At 73.0% G+C, this 17,418-nt stretch carries 11 protein-coding genes, 1 rRNA gene and 2 pseudogenes; 11 read left to right on the top strand and 3 right to left on the bottom strand.

All coding sequences use genetic code 11. The features are described from left to right. Positions 1 to 62: 62 nt before the first annotated feature. From ACFVHV_RS39265 to ACFVHV_RS39255, 3 genes and pseudogenes are all read right to left on the bottom strand, one after another. Complete coding sequence (locus ACFVHV_RS39265; protein ID WP_030246527.1) at positions 63 to 776, bottom strand: IclR family transcriptional regulator; 714 nt, start codon at positions 774 to 776, stop codon at positions 63 to 65. 270 nt (positions 777 to 1,046) lie between these two features. Continuing rightward, positions 1,047 to 1,163 (bottom strand): 5S ribosomal RNA (gene rrf / locus ACFVHV_RS39260). A gap of 272 nt (positions 1,164 to 1,435) precedes the next feature. Further along, positions 1,436 to 1,681: pseudogene (locus ACFVHV_RS39255) on the bottom strand (nuclear transport factor 2 family protein); the annotation flags it as partial. A 273-nt stretch (positions 1,682 to 1,954) separates the two neighbouring features. Between ACFVHV_RS39255 and ACFVHV_RS39250 the strand changes: the two are divergent. The 11 genes and pseudogenes from ACFVHV_RS39250 to ACFVHV_RS39200 form a co-directional block, all read left to right on the top strand. Then, a pseudogene (locus tag ACFVHV_RS39250) lies at positions 1,955 to 2,503 on the top strand (sigma factor); the annotation flags it as partial. A gap of 296 nt (positions 2,504 to 2,799) precedes the next feature. After that, a complete protein-coding gene (locus tag ACFVHV_RS39245; protein WP_359914346.1) occupies positions 2,800 to 3,588 on the top strand; it encodes a response regulator transcription factor in 789 nt (262 codons plus the stop codon). Positions 3,589 to 3,600: 12 nt separating this feature from the next. Then, a complete protein-coding gene (locus tag ACFVHV_RS39240) occupies positions 3,601 to 5,100 on the top strand; it encodes a HAMP domain-containing sensor histidine kinase (RefSeq protein ID WP_359914343.1) in 1,500 nt (499 codons plus the stop codon). Between the two features lie 236 nt (positions 5,101 to 5,336). Further along, complete coding sequence (locus ACFVHV_RS39235; protein WP_380358037.1) at positions 5,337 to 6,254, top strand: LAETG motif-containing sortase-dependent surface protein; 918 nt, start codon at positions 5,337 to 5,339, stop codon at positions 6,252 to 6,254. A 494-nt stretch (positions 6,255 to 6,748) separates the two neighbouring features. Then, positions 6,749 to 8,293 (top strand): cytochrome ubiquinol oxidase subunit I, encoded by a 1,545-nt coding sequence (locus ACFVHV_RS39230; RefSeq protein WP_380358035.1) that lies wholly within the window; start codon positions 6,749 to 6,751, stop codon positions 8,291 to 8,293. Positions 8,294 to 8,326: 33 nt separating this feature from the next. Beyond that, complete coding sequence (cydB, locus tag ACFVHV_RS39225) at positions 8,327 to 9,352, top strand: cytochrome d ubiquinol oxidase subunit II (protein WP_359914335.1); 1,026 nt, start codon at positions 8,327 to 8,329, stop codon at positions 9,350 to 9,352. A gap of 4 nt (positions 9,353 to 9,356) precedes the next feature. Beyond that, positions 9,357 to 12,869 (top strand): thiol reductant ABC exporter subunit CydD, encoded by a 3,513-nt coding sequence (gene cydD / locus ACFVHV_RS39220; protein ID WP_380358032.1) that lies wholly within the window; start codon positions 9,357 to 9,359, stop codon positions 12,867 to 12,869. 117 nt (positions 12,870 to 12,986) lie between these two features. Then, a complete protein-coding gene (locus tag ACFVHV_RS39215) occupies positions 12,987 to 14,801 on the top strand; it encodes a GAF domain-containing protein (protein ID WP_380358029.1) in 1,815 nt (604 codons plus the stop codon). A gap of 221 nt (positions 14,802 to 15,022) precedes the next feature. Further along, entirely contained in the window at positions 15,023 to 15,436 is a 414-nt protein-coding gene (locus ACFVHV_RS39210) for a hypothetical protein (protein WP_359914330.1), read from the top strand. Continuing rightward, positions 15,426 to 15,830: a hypothetical protein gene (locus ACFVHV_RS39205; protein ID WP_359914327.1), complete on the top strand. Its 405-nt coding sequence runs from the start codon at positions 15,426 to 15,428 to the stop codon at positions 15,828 to 15,830. The genes ACFVHV_RS39210 and ACFVHV_RS39205 overlap by 11 nt, the downstream gene beginning before the upstream one ends. Positions 15,831 to 16,253: 423 nt before the next feature. Beyond that, positions 16,254 to 17,297 carry a substrate-binding domain-containing protein gene (locus ACFVHV_RS39200; protein ID WP_359914324.1) on the top strand — a complete coding sequence of 348 codons (1,044 nt, stop codon included), beginning with the start codon at positions 16,254 to 16,256 and terminating at the stop codon, positions 17,295 to 17,297. Positions 17,298 to 17,418 lie beyond the last annotated feature (121 nt).

Genomic DNA, 17,418 nt, shown 5'->3' with positions numbered 1-17,418 from the left:
CGCCCGAGGAGGTCTCTTCCTCGGGCGCGGCCCGTTCCGTCGTGTCCGTCGGCCGGATTCCGTCAGCTGCGGCGCAGGGCCTCGGTGAGCCGGTTGGCGGCTTCGATGATGGCCTGGGCGTGCAGCCGGCCCGGGTGGCGGGTCAGGCGCTCGATGGGGCCGGAGACGGAGACGGCGGCCACCACGCGGTTGGACGGCCCGCGGACGGGGGCGGAGACGGACGCGACGCCCGGCTCCCGCTCCCCGATGGACTGGGCCCAGCCGCGGCGGCGGACGCCGCTGAGCGCGGTGGCGGTGAAGCGGGCGCCCTGGAGGCCTCGGTGGAGGCGCTCGGGCTCTTCCCAGGCCAGGAGGACCTGGGCGGCGGAGCCGGCCTTCATCGGCAGGGTGCTGCCGACGGGGACGGTGTCGCGCAGGCCGGAGAGTCGTTCGGCGGCGGCGACGCAGATGCGCATTTCGCCTTGGCGGCGGTAGAGCTGCGCGCTTTCCCCGGTGACGTCGCGCAGGTGGGTGAGGACGGGGCCCGCGGTGGCGAGCAGTCGGTCCTCGCCGGCGGCGGCGGAGAGTTCGGACAGGCGGGGGCCGAGGATGAAGCGGCCCTGCATGTCCCGGGTGACCAGGCGGTGGTGTTCGAGTGCGACGGCGAGTCTGTGGGCGGTGGGGCGCGCCAGACCGGTGGCGGCGACCAGCCCCGCCAGCGTGGCGGGGCCCGACTCCAGTGCGCTGAGCACCAGAGCGGCCTTGTCGAGAACGCCGACGCCGCTAGTGTTGTCCATAGCATGATATTGCAGTCTCAGTTGGCGAGACGCAAGTCCGTTTCGATGTTCGCCATCCTCTCAGATACCCGCAAAGCGGCTCTTCCGGGACTCCGCGTCTCACATGCTGGATGTGCCGGAGGGTGTGCCGAGGCACCGGAACCGCGCGCGGCGAAACGGCGGGGGGAGCAGTGGGGGGAATGGCGGGAGAAACGGTGGGGGGAACGGCAGGGGAAATGAAAAAAAGCCCCTGCCGTGTCACTGTCGGACACGGCAGGGGCCGTAAGAAGAATTCGGCGGCGTCCTACTCTCCCACAGGGTCCCCCCTGCAGTACCATCGGCGCTGAAAGGCTTAGCTTCCGGGTTCGGAATGGAGCCGGGCGTTTCCCTCTCGCTATGACCACCGAAATGATCGGGCCGGGCAATTGCTCGAAAGCATTGCCTTCGCCTCGCTGCAAATCATAGCAGGAGGGAAAACGAGGGGATTCCGCGGCCTCAGCGGCCGGCGTCCGCCGGGCCGGCCCCGCGGACCGGCCGGGCCGGGGCCGGCGCCGAGCCGGGCAGCGGGCCGGCGCCGAGCCGGGCAGCGGGCTGGTGTCCAGGTACCGGGTCTCGTAGACCCGCTCGGTGAACCGCCAGCCGTCCGCCGTGCGCCGGTACCGGTCGTGGTAGATCGCGTGGTTGATCCCCTGCCGGCCGTCCTTGAGGCGCGCGAGCTCGTAGATGTGGGCGCGGCCGGTCGCGGTGTCGCCGTCGATCACGACCGCCCCCGGGTGGGTGTTCTGGATGAAGAAGTCCCACTGCTCCTGGAGCTTCTCGCCGCCGGCCCGGATCTGCTCCGGGCCGGTCAGCTCGATCGGGACGTCGGGCATCCGCAGCACGCCGTCGGGGGTGAACAGCGCGGCGAGGCGGGCGCGGTCGCGCATCATCACCGCGTCGGTGAACTCGGCCTGCAGGGCCGTGATCTCGACGCGGTCGGCGATCGCCTGGAAGTCGTTCATCGGGTTCTCCGTTCCGTTCCACCGGTACGACGGACAGGACAGAACAGCCGCTCGATATGTGACATGAGCGGGAAGGCGTCACATCCCGGGCCGCCGCGTTGTCATAGGAGGAGCGGAGAGCCGTCGAGTCGAAGGGGTGGGGACAGGGTGCGGGAAGCAGGGGGCGGCACCACGACCGAGCCGGGCCCGGGCGCGATCATGGGCGAGCGGCGCCGGCTGATCGACCTGGCGTACCGGCTGCTCGGTTCGCCGGTGGACGCCGAGGACGTGGTGCAGGAGACGTACGCCCGCTGGTACGCGCTGCCCCGGCGGGAGCGGGAGGCGATCGTCTCGTCCGGCGGCTGGCTGACCACGGTGGCCAGCAGGATCTGCCTCAACCGGCTCGGCTCGGTCCGGGTGCGGCGGGAGCGCCACGTCGGCGGGTGGACCCCCGGGCCGCTGCCCGCGCGCCGGGAGTGGACGGACGCCGCGGCCGACCCCGCGGCCGATCCGGCCGATCCGGCGGGCCCGGCGGCGGGCCCGGCCGACCGGATCACCCCGGACGGGACGGTGAGCACGGCCTTCCTGGTGGCCCTGGAGGCCGTGACCCCGGCCGAACGGGTCGCCTTCGTCCTGCACGACGTCTTCGGCCACCCCTTCGTCGAAGTGGCCGCGATCGTCGGCCGCAGCCCGGCCGCCTGCCGCCGGCTGGCCGCCTCCGCCCACCGCCGGATCCGGGCCGCGCAGGCCCCGGCCGCGCCGGGGGCCTGATCAGCCGCGTCCGGCGGGTGCGCCCCCCGGAGAGGCTCCGGCCGTGGACACAGGGGCGGCCGATCCGGAGTCGTGCGCGGGCGTGAGGCGCGTCGCGCCGGGCGGGCGGGGCCCCCGTCCGGCGCGCGTACGTCGTGTCCACGCCCGTGCGCACACCATCGAGCCCACCCCTGTGCGCCGATCGTCCAAAAACCGACCGATAAGGTGTTAATCCAACATTCATCCATGCCGCATAGCCTCCGGGGGCTAGCCTCATGCTGAACGTCATCGTCCGACCGGGAGGCGAAAGCCCCGTGCAAGGCACTGTCACCACACCAGGCGGCTCCACGGTGGCCGGGGGCCAGGGCGAAGCGTTCCTGCTCGTCGTGGACGACGAACCCAACATCCGCGAGCTGCTCTCCGCCTCGCTGCGCTTCTCCGGCTTCCGCGTCGCCTCCGCCGCCAGCGGGACCGAGGCGCTCGAACTGGTCGCCGCCGAGCGCCCCGACCTGGTCGTGCTCGACGTGATGCTCCCCGACCTCGACGGCTTCACCGTCGTCGAGAAGCTGCGCGAGCGCACCAGCCGCGGACAGATAGCCGGCCCGGCCCACGGGCACCCCGGCGACCACCTGCCGGTGCTCTTCCTCACCGCCAAGGACGGCGTCGGCGACAAGGTGCAGGGCCTGGCCGCCGGGGCGGACGACTACGTCACCAAGCCGTTCAGCCTGGAGGAGCTGATCGCCCGGATCCGCGCGATCCTGCGCCGGGCCGGCGGGCCCGCCGAGGACGGCCGGCTGATCGTCGCCGACCTCAGCCTCGACCCGGTCGCCCACGAGGTCACCCGGGGCGGCACCCCGGTCTCGCTCTCCCCGACCGAGTTCAAGCTGCTGCACTACCTGATGGCCAACGTCGGCCGGGTGGTCTCCAAGTCGCAGATCCTCGACCACGTCTGGGCCTACGACTTCGGCGGGGACCTCTCCATCGTCGAGTCGTACATCTCCTACCTGCGCCGCAAGCTCGACTCCGGCCCGGCGCACGGCCCCAAGCTGATCCACACCGTGCGCGGCATCGGCTACGCCCTGCGCCGCCCCCCGCAGGGCTGACCGGGTCCGCTCGTGCTCGCCCGCTTCTCCGCCCGGATGTCGCTGCGCGCCCGGCTGCTGGTGCTCGTGCTCGCCCTGGTCACCACCGGGCTCGCGGTCAGCGACACCTTCGTGCTCGGCACCGTCCGGAGCCAGCTGGTGCAGCAGCTGGACGAACAGCTCCAGCGCTACGGGCCGCCGCTCTCCCGCAAGCCCCCGGGCCAGCTGACCGCGCAGACCGCCGGCCGGCCCGCCGTCGCCGGCCGGCGGGTCAGCCTGCCCAGCCAGTACCTGGTGCAGTACCTCTCCTCGGACGGCAAGGTCCAGGCGCTGATGCGCCAGCCCGTCTCGGACAGCGACCCGGCGCCCCAGCTGGAGGGACTGGACCCGACCCGGACCGCCCCCGACGTCCCCTTCGACCTGCCCGACCAGCGCGGCCAGCACCGCTGGCGGGTCCTGGTGCTGCCGCTCCAGACCCCCCGCGGGCAGGCCGCCAACCCCAGCGCGTACGCCTCGCCGGCGGTCACCCCGACCCACGTCATGGTGGCGGTCTCCCGCGAGGACATCGACGCCACCCTCGGCAAGCTGCGCACCTCCTTCCTGGCCATCGGCGGCGGCGTCCTGGTGGTGATCGCCGCGCTCGGCCTCTTCGCCGTACGGGCCGGGCTGCGGCCGCTGCGCCGGATCGAGGAGGGCGCCGAGCGGATCGCGGCCGGCGAGCTGTCGCACCGGATGCCGGAGCTCTCCCCGGGCACCGAGGTCGGCCGGCTGTCGGTCGCGCTCAACGGGATGCTCACCCAGATCGAGGCGGCCTTCGCGGCCCGCGCCGAGTCCGAGGCCCGGATGCGGCGCTTCGTCGCCGACGCCTCGCACGAGCTGCGCACCCCGCTGGCCGGGATCCGCGGCTTCGCCGAGCTGTACCGGATGGGCGGGCTGCCTGCCGAGGCCGACGTCAAGCGGACCATGACCCGGATCGAGAGCGAGGCCGACCGGATGGGCGCCCTGGTCGAGGACCTGCTGGTGCTCGCCCGGCTGGACGAGGAGCGCCCGCTCGACCTCGCCCCGATGGACCTGCGCACCCTCGCCGCCGACGCGCTGCACGACCTCACCGCCCTCGACCCGAGCCGCCCGGTCGCGCTCACCGGCCCGGCCGGCACCGGCGCGCCCGGCGCCGCGCCCGTCATCGGCGACGAGGCCCGGCTGCGGCAGGTGGTCACCAACCTGGTCGGCAACGCGGTCAAGCACACCCCGCCCGGCACCCCGGTCCGGATCGGGGTGGGCAGCGTCCCCGGTGGCGTCTGCCTGCTGGAGGTCGCCGACTCCGGCCCCGGCCTCACCGAGGAGCAGGCCCAGCGGGTCTTCGACCGCTTCTTCCGGGTCGACCCCTCCCGCAGCCGCGACAACGGCGGCGGCGCCGGCCTCGGCCTCGCCATCGCGACCGCCCTCACCCGCGCCCACGGCGGCACCCTCACCCTGCACACCGCCCCGGGCGAGGGCGCCACCTTCCGCGTCGAACTGCCCTGCCAGCACTGACCGGATTTCCGGCGGGTTCGCCCGAATGTCGGGAATTCCGGCCTTTGTGAGCGGACCGCCCCCGACTTTGTCGACTCGTCAATTCCCCGGCGAACCAGGAAGACACGGCGCCCGGTCATTGCCGGAATCCGGCATGGAGCGTCAAGAATGCGTATGCCTATGATCGGTGCTGCCCGGCCGTCGGAAACTCTTCCGGCCGAGGCTTTTGCTTTCCTGCAGGCCCGAAAGGGGTCATTGTGAAACTCCGCCGTTCGCTGGTCTCGGCCGCCCTCGTCGCCGCCGTCGTCTCGCCCGCCGTGGTGCTCTCCGCGGCACCCGCCTTCGCGGAGTCGGCGTCCGCGGCGCAGACCCGGAGCGACAACGGCTCGATCGCCGAACTGGAGCGCGCCGCCGCCGACGCCGCCAAGGCGTACACGGCGGCCGTCGCCAACGAGGCCAAGGTGCGGGCCGAGACCTCCGCCTTCCTCGACAACTCCCAGCCCTACCAGGGCACGTACGAGGAGGCCAAGGCCGCCGCGGTGACGGCCGCCGCGGCCAAGGACGCCGCCAGGAAGGAGGCCGAGGCGGCCTCCGACGCGTTCCGCGTCGCCACGGAGGAGGAGCTGCCCGCGGCCAGGGAGCGGCTGAACAAGGCGTACGCCGCCGCGAACGCCGCCAGCGCCGCGGACACGAAGGCCAAGGCCGCCGTGACCGCCGCCAGGAACGCCCTGGACGACGCCCGGGTCGAGGCGTTCCGGCGGATCCACACGGCGGACCAGGCCACCAAGGCCGCGGCCGCCGCCAAGGCCGCCGCGGACCAGGCCCTCGCCGAAGCGAGGGCGGCCGCCGAGAAGCCGGTCGAGAAGCCGGTCGAGAAGCCCGCCGAGAAGCCCGCCGAGAAGCCGGCGGAGCAGCCCGCGGCGGTCACCCCGGTCTCCAACACCACCACCACGGCCAAGACCGGCACCACGGGCAAGTCGACCGTCTCGACCACGTCGGGCACCTCGACCACGTCGACCACCCGGGCCGCCACCGGCTCGACCACCGAACTCGCCGAGACCGGCTCCAACCCGGCCACCCCGTACCTCGCCCTGGGTGCCGGCCTCGCGATCAGCCTCGGCGCCGCGGCCCTCTACGTCTCCCGCCGCAAGCCGGCCACCCGCCCCACCTCCTGACCCACCCCGGTCGCGCCCGCTCGGGAGGACGGCGCGACCACCCCGGAACCGCAGGACAGGCCCCGGCCCGTCCTGCGGTTCCGGCGTTCCCGGCCCCGGACTCCGGATCGGGTGCACCCGGCGGAGCCGTCGCGGGGTTCACGCCGGCCGGGCGCCGGTAGCACGCGGATCCGGCCGGGGCGACCGGGGCGCGGGCCTGTCAAGCGCCGGTTCGGCCAACAACTTCCGGTCGTCCGCCCCGTCGTTCGTTGCCCCGGCCCGCGGGGGGTCCGCAGACTGTGCGGACCGCACCGCGGCCGTGGCGCAGCGCACCGGGCTGTCAAACACACCCCACCTGCAGTTCCCTCGTAAGGATGGTGGATACTGCTCCTTGTGAACGTGTTCACGTTCACAAGCGGACAAGCTTGCGTGGTTGAGCAACGGTCTACGGCTATAGATGAAGTTTGTCCGGAAGATGCCCGTCGTCACGCGGGCAGGTTGGGAGAGAGGGCGACGTGGAACTGGCAATCGCTCACGAGACCATCGCGCGATGGCAATTCGGCATCACCACCGTCTACCACTTCCTCTTCGTCCCGCTCACGATCAGCCTGGCCGCGATCGTGGCCGGTCTGGAGACCGCCTGGGTGCGGACGAACAAGGAGAAGTACTTCCACGCCACCAAGTTCTGGGGAAAGCTCTTCCTCATCAACATCGCGATGGGCGTGGTCACCGGAATCGTCCAGGAATTCCAGTTCGGCATGAACTGGTCCGACTACTCCCGCTTCGTCGGTGACGTCTTCGGCGCCCCGCTCGCGATGGAGGCGCTGATCGCCTTCTTCTTCGAGTCCACCTTCATCGGCCTGTGGATCTTCGGCTGGGACAAGCTGCCGAGGAAGATCCACTGCGCCTGCATGTGGATGGTGGCCCTGGGCACCGTGCTCTCCGCCTACTTCATCCTGGCCGCCAACTCCTGGATGCAGCACCCGGTCGGCTACGCGATCGACCCGGTCACCGGCAAGGCCCAACTGACCGACGTCGTCAAGGTGCTGTTCCAGAACACCACCCTCGTGGTCGTCTTCCACACCCTGACCGCCGCCTTCCTCACCGGTGCGGCCTTCGTCGTCGGCATCGCCTCCTTCCACCTCTGGAAGGCCAAGCGCAAGCCGGAGACCGCCGACCCGAAGAAGACCGCCGCGATGCGGACCTCGCTGCGGCTCGGCCTGGTGCTCGCGGTGGTCTTCGGCGCCGGCACCGCGCTCAGCGGCGACACCCTGGGCAAGGTCATGTTCGAGCAGCAGCCGATGAAGATGGCCGCCGCCGAGGCGCTCTGGGAGACCCAGGCGCCGGCCCCGTTCTCGGTCTTCGCGGTCGGCGACGTCAGCAAGGGCCACAACTCGGTCGCCCTGGAGATCCCCGGAATACTCTCCTTCCTCGCCCACAGCGACTTCAGCTCCTCCGTCCCCGGCATCAACGACACCGCCGCCGCCGAGGCCGCCCAGCACGGCGGCGACCCCAAGGACTACATCCCGAGCATCTTCGTCACCTACTGGGGCTTCCGCCTCATGATCGGCTTCGGGATGACCTCCTTCCTGGCCGGCCTGATCGGCCTGTGGACCACCCGGAGGAAGCTCTTCCTGCGCCCCGAGTTCCGCACCGGCGAGACCGAGGTGCCCCGGCTGATGCTCACCCCCAGGCGCGAGCTGGGGCCGCTGCTGACCAAGTGGAGCTGGCGGATCGGCATCCTGACCATGGGCTTCCCGCTGATCGCCAACAGCTTCGGCTGGATCTTCACCGAGATGGGCCGTCAGCCCTGGGCCGTCTTCGGCCTGATGACCACGGCCAGCGCCGTCTCCCCCAACGTCGGTGTCGGCACCCAGATCGGGGCGCTGGCGACCTTCACAACCCTGTACGCGATCCTCGCGGTCATCGAGGTCCGGCTGCTGGTCAAGTACGCCAAGGCCGGCCCGGTGGTGACCGAGCAGCCGCCCACCAAGGACCCGTCGCTGCGCGGACCGTCCTCGGACGAGGACGCCGACAAGCCGCTCGCCTTCGCCTACTGAGGCGCCGGGACACCGGGGAACTGAGGATCTGACATGCAACTCCACGACGTCTGGTTCGTGCTGATCGCGGTCCTGTGGATCGGCTACTTCTTCCTGGAGGGCTTCGACTTCGGGATCGGCGTGCTGACCAAGCCGCTGGCCCGCAACACCGCCGAACGGCGGGTGCTGATCAACACCATCGGCCCGGTCTGGGACGGCAACGAGGTCTGGCTGCTGACCGCCGGCGGCGCCACCTTCGCGGCCTTCCCGGACTGGTACGCGACGCTCTTCAGCGGCTTCTACATCCCGCTGCTGGTCATCCTGGTCTGCCTGATCGTCCGCGGTGTGGCCTTCGAGTACCGGGCCAAGCGCGACGGCGCCCGCTGGCAGCGGAACTGGGAGGAGGCCATCTTCTGGACCTCCCTCCTCCCGGCCTTCCTCTGGGGCGTGGCCTTCGCCAACATCGTGCGCGGCGTGGACATCGACGCGCAGAAGAACTACATCGGCACCCTCTGGGACCTGCTGAACCCGTACGCGCTGCTCGGCGGCCTGGTGACGCTCGCCCTGTTCACCCTGCACGGCTCGGTGTTCGCCGCGCTCAAGACGGTCGGCGAGATCCGCGAGCGGGCCCGCAGGGCCGCCCTGCTGTCCGGTCTGGTGACCGCCGTGCTGGCGCTGGCCTTCCTGATCTGGACCCAGGCCGACCACGGCAACGGCCGCAGCCTCGCCGCGATGATCGTCGCGGTGGTCGCCCTGCTCGGCGCCCTGGCGGCCAACCAGCTCGGCCGCGAGGGCTGGGCGTTCAGCCTCTCCGGGGCGACCATCGTGGCCGCGGTCGCGATGCTCTTCCTGGCGCTCTTCCCGGACGTCATGCCCTCCACCCTGAACCCGGAATGGAGCCTGACCGTCAGCAACGCCGCGTCCTCGCCGTACACGCTGAAGGTGATGACCGTCGTGGCGGCGATCTTCACCCCGCTGGTGCTGCTCTACCAGGGCTGGACGTACTGGGTGTTCCGCAAGCGGATCGGCGTCCAGCACATCCCCGGGCACAACCCGGCCGCCCCGCTCGACCAGGCCTGACGCCATGAAGCCGGTCGACCCCCGACTCCTCGGGTACGCCCGCACCACCAGGGCCTTCCTCGTCGGATCCGTGCTGCTCGGCGCGGTCGGCGCGGCCCTGGTGGTCGCCCAGGCGAGTCTGATCGCCGAGATCGTCGTCCGCGCCTTCCAGCGCGGGGCGACGCTCGGCGAGCTGACCACGCCGCTGCTGCTGCTCGCCCTGACGGCGGTCGGGCGCGGGCTGGTCGGCTGGCTCACCGAGCTCACCGCGCACCGGTCCGTCGCCCGGGTGAAGTCCACCCTGCGGCGCCGGCTGCTCGACCACGCCACCGCGCTCGGCCCGTCCTACCTGGCGGGCCGGCGCACCGGCGAACTCACCACCCTCGCCACCCGCGGCATCGACGCGCTGGACGACTACTTCGCCCGCTACCTGCCGCAGCTGGCGCTGGCCGTGGTCGTCCCGATGATCGTGCTGCTGCGGATCGTCGGCGCCGACTTCACCTCGGCCGCGATCATCGCCGGGACGCTGCCGCTGATCCCGCTGTTCATGGTGCTGATCGGGATGGCCACCCAGTCCCGGATGGACCGGCAGTGGAACACCCTGGCCCGGCTCTCCCACCACTTCCTCGACGTGGTCGCCGGACTGCCCACCCTCAAGGTGTTCAACCGGGCCCGCACCCAGGCCGCCACCATCGCCCGGATCACCGCCGACTACCGCCGCGCCACCCTGCGCACCCTGCGGATCGCCTTCGTCTCCTCCTTCACCCTGGAACTGCTCTCCACCCTGTCCGTCGCGCTGGTCGCCGTCACCGTCGGCTTCCGGCTGGTGGACGGCACGCTCGACCTGGAGACCGGGCTGCTGATCCTGGTGCTCGCCCCCGAGGTGTACTTCCCGATCCGCCAGGTCGGCGCGCTCTACCACTCCAGCGTCGAGGGGCTGACCGCCGCCGACGAGCTGTTCCGGGTGCTGGAGACCCCGCTGCCCGCCGCCGGCACCACCCCGGCGCCGGACCTCGCGGGTGCCGAGATCGCCGCCGACGGCCTGGTCGTCCGGCACCCCGGGCGCACCGAGCCCGCCCTGGACGGCGCCGGGCTGACCCTGAGCCCGGGCTCCAGCACCGCGCTCACCGGCCCCAGCGGCGCCGGCAAGTCCACCCTGCTGGCCGTCCTGCTCGGCCTCACCGCCCCGGACTCCGGCACCGTCCGGATCACCGCCGCCGACGGCCGCGTCCACGACCTGGCCGAGCTGGACCCGCAGAGCTGGCGGCGGCAGATCGCCTGGGTGCCGCAGCACCCGCACCTGTTCGCCGGGACGGTCGCCGAGAACCTGCGGCTCTACCGGCCGCAGGCCACCGACGAGCAGCTGTGGACGGCGCTGCGGGCCGCGCACGCGCTCGACTTCGTGACCGACCTGGCGGCCGTCCTGGGGGAGGACGGCGCCGGGCTCTCCGCCGGGCAGCGCCAGCGCCTCGCCCTCGCCCGGGTGCTGCTCGCCGACGACCGGCCGCTGGTGCTGCTGGACGAGCCGACCGCCAACCTGGACGGCGCCTCCGAGGCGGCCGTGGTGGACACCGTCCGGGCGCTGGCCGCCGATCCGGCGCGCACCGTGCTGGTGGTCGCGCACCGGCCGGCCCTGCTGGCCGCCGCCGACCGGCGGGTACGGCTGGCGGGGCCCGCCGCCGCCCCGCCCGCCCCGCTCACGGACGGCCATCACCGCGGCGATCACCACGGCGGGAAGCACAGCGGGAAGCCGACCCCCGCCCCCGCCGTCGCCGAGGAGACCGGCCCCGAGGGCGGCACCACCCCCCGGCTGGCGCTCTCGATCCTGCTCGGCGCGCTCGCCCTCGGCTGCGCCGTCGCCCTGATGGCCACCTCCGGCTACCTGATCTCCCGGGCCTCCGAGATGCCGCCGGTGCTCTACCTGATGATGGCCGTCACCTCGGTACGGGCCTTCGGCATCGGCCGCAGCGTCTTCCGCTACGCCGAGCGGCTGGTCTCGCACGACGCGGTGCTGCGCACCCTCGGCACCCTGCGGGCCGCCGTCTACCGGCGGCTGAGCGCGCTCGCCCCGGCCGGACTGCCCGCCTTCCGGCGCGGCGACCTGCTCTCCCGGCTGGTCGCCGACGTGGACGCGATCCAGGACCACTACCTGCGCTGGCGGCTGCCGGCCGCGGTGGCCGGCCTGGTCGCGCTGGCCTCGACGGTGGCGATGACCGCCTTCCTGCCCGCCGCCGGGCTGGTGCTCGGCCTCGGGCTGCTGCTCGCGGGCGTGCTGGTGCCCGCCCTGGCCGCCCGCTGGTCGGCCGGTGCCGAACGGCGCCAGGCCCCGGCGCGCGGGCGCCTGGCCACCGCCGTGGTGGACGCCTTCACCGGCACCGCCGAGCTCACCGTGGCCGGCGCCCTGCCCGGCCGGCTGGCCGCCGTCCGCACCGCCGACGCCGCGCTGACCGGGCTGGCCGCCCGCTCGGCCGCCACCACGGCACTCGGCACCGGGCTGATCGCCCTGCTCACCGGGCTGACCGTGACCGCCGCGGCCGCCGTCGGCGTCCAGGGGGTGCGCGACGGGGTGCTGGCGCCGGTCTGCCTGGCCGTGGTGGTGCTGACCCCGCTGGCCGCCTTCGAGGCCGTCACCGGGATGCCGCTCGCCGTCCAGGCCCGCCAGCGCAGCCGCGCCGCGCGGGCCCGGCTGGACGAGGTGCTGAACGCCCCGGTGCCGGTCACCGAGCCGGCCGAACCGGTGGCGCTGCCCGAGCAGCCGCTGCCGGTCGCGGTGCGCGGGCTGACCGTCCGCCACCCCGGGCAGGCGGTGGACGCGCTCGCCGGGGTGGACCTCGACCTCGCCGCCGGCCGCCGGATCGCCGTGGTCGGCCCGTCCGGCTCCGGCAAGACCACCCTCGCCCAGGCGCTGCTGCGCTTCCTGGAGCCGAGCGCCGGGACGGTGCGGTTCGCCGACGGCCGTCCACAGGCTGTGGACAGCCGCGCGCTGGCGGGCGAGTCCGTCCGCCGGGTGATCGGGCTCTGCGCCCAGGACGCCCACGTCTTCGACAGCTCGCTGCGGGAGAACCTGCGGCTGGCCCGGCCGGAAGCGGCGGAGGACGAGCTGCGCGCCGCGCTGGCCGGCGCCCGGCTGCTGGAGTGGACCGAGGGCCTGCCGGACGGCCTGGACACCATGGTCGGCGAGCACGGCGCCCGGCTCTCCGGCGGCCAGCGCCAGCGGCTGGCACTCGCCCGGGCCCTGCTCGCGGACTTCCCCGTCCTGGTCCTGGACGAGCCCGCCGAGCACCTCGACCTGCCCACCGCGGACGCCCTGACCGCGGACCTGCTGGCCGCCACCGAGGGCCGCACCACGGTGCTGATCACCCACCGGCTGGCCGGGCTGGACGACACCACGGTGGACGAGGTGCTGGTGCTGGACGGCGGGCGGGTGGCCGAGCGGGGCCGCTGGTCCGAGCTGGTCGCCGACCCGGACGGGCGGCTGCACGCGATGTGGCGGCGGGAGCGGGAGGCGGACGGACTGCTGGAGCTGGTGGGCCGCTAGCCGCGCGGCCCGCCGTACCGCCCGTCGTACCGCCCGTCGTACGGGTCGTCGTACTGCCTGCCGAACTGCCCGTCGCGCCGCCCTTCGGCTGAAAAGCGTACAAACTAGGCTTTCTCCATGGACCCCACGCCGGACCTCCCCGAGGCCACGCCCGAGCCGACACCCCATCGGGTGCCCGAGATCGCCTCGCTGGGGCTGGACACCCTGGTCACCGAGGTCGCCGAGCGCCTCCAGTCGGCCGCCGCGGTCACCGACCGGATGCAGCGGCTGCTGGAGGCGGTGGTCTCGATCGGGGCGGGGCTGGACCTGCACGCCACCCTGCACCGGATCGCGGTGGGCGCGGCCGAACTGGTCGACGCCCGGTACGCGGCGCTCGGCGTGATCGCCCCCGGCGGCACCGGTCTGGCCGACTTCATCCACGTCGGGGTCGACGACGGGACCGCCGGCGAGATCGGCGAACTGCCCGCCGGCCGGGGCATCCTCGGCGTGCTCATCGACCGCCCCGAGCCGCTGCGGCTGACCGACCTCGGCGCCGACCCGCGCTCCTCCGGGTTCCCCCCGCACCACCCGCAGATGAGGACCTTCCTGGGCGTGCCGATCCGGGTCCGCGCGGAGGTGTTCGGCAACCTCTACCTCACCGAGAAGAAGGGCGGCGGGGCCTTCACGCCCGAGGACGAGCAGGTGGTGCACGCGCTCGCCGCGGCGGCCGGTGTGGCCATCGAGAACTCCCGGCTGTACGAGGAGGGCCGCCGCCGCGAACGCTGGATCGCCGGCGCTGCCGCCGTCACCACCGCCCTGCTCTCCGCCGAGCAGGCCGAGACCGCGCTGACCGTCGCGGCCGAGCAGGTGCGGGAGCTGGCGGACGCCGCGCTCGGCATGATCCTGCTGCCGACCGGCCCGGAGGACGGCGACGAGGGCGACGGGCAGATGCGGGTCGCCCACGCCTCCGGTGAGCTGGCCGAGTTCGTGCGCGGCGAACTGCTGCCCAGGGAGAGCTTCGCGGCCCGGCTGCTCGCGGGGGAGAGCGTCTACCTGGACGACATGTCCAGCGACCCGACCGTGGTGATCCGGCTCGCCCGCCGCTTCGGCCCGTCCATGGCGGTGCCGATGGTCGCCGCCGGGCGGGTGCTCGGCGGGCTCTGCGTCTGGCGCCCCTGCGGAGCGGTGCCGTTCACCAACAGCGAGAAGCAGCTCGCCGAGACCTTCGCCTCGCAAGCCGCGCTCGCCCTGCGGCTCGCCGAGGGCCAGCGCGACCAGCAGCGCCTGGCCGTCTTCCAGGACCGCGACCGGATCGCCCGCGACCTGCACGACCTGGTGATCCAGCGGCTGTTCGCCACCGGGATGATGCTGGAGAGCGCCGCCCGGCGGGCGGTCGTCCCCGAGGTGAAGGTCGGCATCGGCAAGGCGGTGGACGAGCTGGACGCCACCATCCAGGAGGTCCGCACCACCATCTACGCCCTCCAGCACGACAACCACGGCGACGCGCCGGACACCCTGCGCACCCGGGTGCTGCGCGAGGCCAGCCAGGCCGCGGCCGCGCTCGGCTTCAAGCCCGCGGTGAGCTTCGTCGGGCCGGTGGAGAGCCTGGTCGGCGAGAACACCGGCCGTCAACTGCTGGCCGCCCTGCGCGAGATGCTCTCCAACACGGCCCGGCACGCGCGCGCCTCCCGGGTCGGGGTGGAGATCGACGCCACCACCCACCTGGACGAGGACGGCCGCCCGGTGGGCGGCGACCCGGATTCGCTGGACCGGGGCGGGCGGCCGGGCGTCCTGCTCACCGTGACCGACGACGGGGTGGGCATCCCGCCGGGCGGCCGGCGCAGCGGCCTGCTCAACCTCACCCGGCGCGCCGAGGCGCTCGGCGGCGACGCCTGGCACGAGAGCGGGCCGTACCGCAAGGGGACGATGGTGCGCTGGACCGCCCGGCTCTGAGCGGTCCACGGCGGTTCCCGGCCGGTTGCCGGTCGGTCACGGGCCGGCCCGGGCCGGTTCCGGGGCGGTTTCCGATCGAGACGCGTGAAAGTTAAACGAGAGAGAACTTCCCGACCAACGGCGCAAGTTGTGAACGTTCTGGGCTTTCGGGGGCTCCGTGTGCACACATAGCTTTACTCCGCTCGGAGGGGAATCCGGAGGGCAACCGGACGGAGGGGGCAGTGAACGCTGCCGGCCGCGGCTACACCGCAGCAGGGGCAAGTCGAGGGGGGTTCCGCGCCGAACGGGCGGCGGACGGGCGCTACCGCTGGCAACTGAAGGCGCCCAACGGACGGGTGGTCGCGATCACCCCGGCCGCGTTCGAGACGGCCGGCGAGGCCGAGCGGGGCTTCGACGGCCTGCGGGTCGTGGCGGTCGAACTCACCGCGCGGATCACCCACGTGCGGGAGGGCATCGGCTGGATCTGGGTCGTCCCGGGTTCGCGGGCCCTGCCCGAGGTGCGCTCCAGCCGCGCGTACGAGCGGTACGCGACCTGCCAGAACGCCTTCCGGCGGTTCGTGGTGCTGCTCTCCAAGCAGCCTCCGCGCGAACTCCCGGAACCCGTGGTGCCGTTGAGACGCACCGATGGCCGCTGAGCGGCGCGGTCCGCGGCTGCTGATCGTGCCGGCGGCCGACCGCTGCCTCGGCTGGGCGCTGCGGGCCGCCAACGGTCGGCCGCTCGGGGTAGGCGTGCGGACCTACCGGAGCGAGGAGGAACTCGCCGAGTCGGTACGGGAACTGCTGATCGAGCGGGCCGCGCTGCGATGTTCGGTCGGACAGTCCGAGGGGCGTCAGTGGGTCTGGGCCGCCTACCTGCCGGTGCGCAGCACCCGGCGGGGGGCGGCCGACGCCGTTCCGGTGGCCCGCAGCGCCCGGGGGTACCTGCGGCGGGACCAGTGCCAGGCGGGGGTCGAGGGGTTCCTGGCCGGACTCCAGTGGGTGGGGCAGGAGTTGCGGCGGTCCGGGCGGGACGGCCGCTGGCCGCTGTGAGCGTGTGAGTCGATGACGGTCCGAGTCGGATGACGGACCGTCATTCCGGCGTTCCCGGAAGGGGATCCTCCATCGGATCCCGTTACCGGAAGGCGATCCTCCATCGGATCTCCGTCCGTGCTGTTCCGGTGAAGGACAGGTTTCCGGCAACACTCCGAGCAGCCTCCTGGAGAAGAACGTCGACCGGGCTCGGAGCCCCGGCAGTGCCCCTGTCACGTGCACGCTGACCAGTGGCTAAACCTCGCTGAACCGATGAGTCGACATTCACCGGCCGGGCTCGACCTCTCTTCCGGCGGAACCTCCCCGGCGGACAGGATCGGCACTGCCGGCGAGGCCGCAGCGGACGCGGCCACACGGCCCCGAACTCCCGAACGGAGTACGGGTTTCACGCGATGTACGTCTCTCCCCCGGAGGAAGAGGAACATGCGTAAGACCGCTGCCAAGCTGCTCACCGTCGCCGCCCTGGCGACCTCCCTCGCCACCGTCGTCGGCGGCACCGCCGTCGCCGACCCGGCCACCGGTGTCACCCCGCGCGCCATCGACATCGTGGGTGTCGGCTCCGACACGACCCAGTCGGTGCTGAACCAGCTCGCCGCCGACTACAACGCGTCGCTCACCAGCTCCACCTCCCCGCGCCTCTACAGCTGGGACGCGATCCCGGCCGGCACCATCACCACCAAGACCGGTGCCACCGCGATCACCCGCCCGAACGGCTCCGGCGCCGGCATCACCGCGCTGAACGCCAACACCAGCGCCACCGTGGACTTCGCCCGTTCCTCGCGCGGCCCGGTGGCCACCGACCCGACCACCGACGACTTCGTCGCGCTGGCGCAGGACGCGGTCTCCTGGGCCGCCAAGAGCGGTGGCAACGCCCCGGCGAACCTGACCACGGCGAACCTGAAGGGCATCTACTCCTGCACGATCACCAAGTGGAACCAGATCAACGCGTCGCTCCCGAACGCCACGATCAAGCCCTTCCTGCCGCAGACCGGTTCGGGCACCCGTTCCTTCTTCCTGACCGCCATCAACGGTGGCGTCACCCCGCTCACCCCGGGCGCCTGCGTCAACAGCAGCGTCCAGGAGAACCAGGGCAGCGACACCCAGCTGAACGACATCAACGCGCTGGTCCCCTACTCCGTCGCCCACTACATCGGCCAGGTGTACTTCGGCAAGGGCACCGGCGCCGACGTCCAGGGCCCGCTGACCATCCGCAACATCGACGGCAACGCGCCGGTCGACACCGTGAACAAGGTCATCAGCGACACCTTCGTGGCCACCCAGTACGGCCGCGTGGTCTACAACGTCTTCCGTGACGCCGAGTGGAACGCCACGGACGCCCACGGCACCGCCCTGCGCGCCATCTTCGGCGCCGGTGGCTGGATCTGCACCAACGGTGCCACGGACATCCAGAGCTACGGCTTCCTGCCGCTCTCGCCCTTCGCCTGCGGCAGCGTCACCCACTCCTGATCGAACCAGCACCGCACCGGCGGGGGGGGGGGCGGGGGGGGGCCCGCGGCCCGCCCCCGCCGGCCCCCCCGCGCCGCCGGGTGCTTTCAACAAAAAAACCCACCCCACAACACCCCCCCCC

The sequence above is a fragment of the Kitasatospora sp. NPDC127116 genome (genome assembly GCF_042677365.1).
GTDB lineage: Bacteria > Actinomycetota > Actinomycetes > Streptomycetales > Streptomycetaceae > Kitasatospora > Kitasatospora lactacystinica.
Note: the sequence above shows the minus strand (reverse complement) of the source record. Positions and strands in the feature narration are given on the sequence as shown.